The sequence below is a fragment of the Dietzia sp. HMSC21D01 genome (assembly GCF_001815995.1).
Classification (GTDB): domain Bacteria; phylum Actinomycetota; class Actinomycetes; order Mycobacteriales; family Mycobacteriaceae; genus Dietzia; species Dietzia cinnamea.
Genome location: NZ_KV823823.1, coordinates 1 through 668 on the forward strand (window position 1 = coordinate 1; position 668 = coordinate 668).

Consider the following 668-nt stretch of genomic DNA (forward strand, 5'->3'; position numbering starts at 1 on the left):
CGATCGCGAGGTCGGGGGCGCACCGGGCGGCGCCCGTGGCCTCCTCCGCCCCGGCGAGTCCCTCGACGGGGCTGCCGCCGTGGACGCAGTCGGTGCGGCCGGCGAGCTCTTGCCGCAGCAACCAGCCCGACGGCGCGCGGGTGTCGTCGGCCCGCTCGGGCAGGGCGATGGTCCGCAGCAGCGGGATGTCCTCGCCGCCGGCGGCGAGCCCGATCTCGGAGACCTCGAAGTACGTGCCGCGGCCTCCGTCGGCGACGCCGGTGACCGTGACCCGGACCTGCTCGGTGGGGCCGGGCGGCAGGACGACGGTCGTCTCCTCGTCGGCGCGCGGGTAGACCGTGGTGGTGCCCGTGTCGGTGCGGACCTCGAGCGCGGTGACCTGCGGGCCGACGGCCGGCGCGGGGACCGTCAGCCGCAGGACCGCGCGGTCGACGGGCTCGGTCAGGTCGATGGCGATCCACTCGCCGAAAGCCGAACCGTATCCGCCGGAGCGCCACGCGGTGTCCGGGTCGCCGTCCACGGCCGCGGCCACGGAGTGTGAGGGCCGCACGGGGCCGGTCTGTGCGGAGTCGGCCGCCGAGGACGACACGCTCACCCTGGCGTCCCGCCAGCGGGCCCGGGTGCGCGATGGCTCGTCGCCGGCGACGCTCGCCGAGTAGTCGGGGACC

General features: G+C 77.2%; 1 protein-coding gene. It reads right to left on the reverse strand.

All coding sequences use genetic code 11. The features are described from left to right. Positions 1-595, reverse strand: a 595-nt coding sequence (locus HMPREF3086_RS04940; protein WP_246830910.1) for a discoidin domain-containing protein, incomplete at its 3' end; no start/stop codon positions are given. Positions 596-668 lie beyond the last annotated feature (73 nt).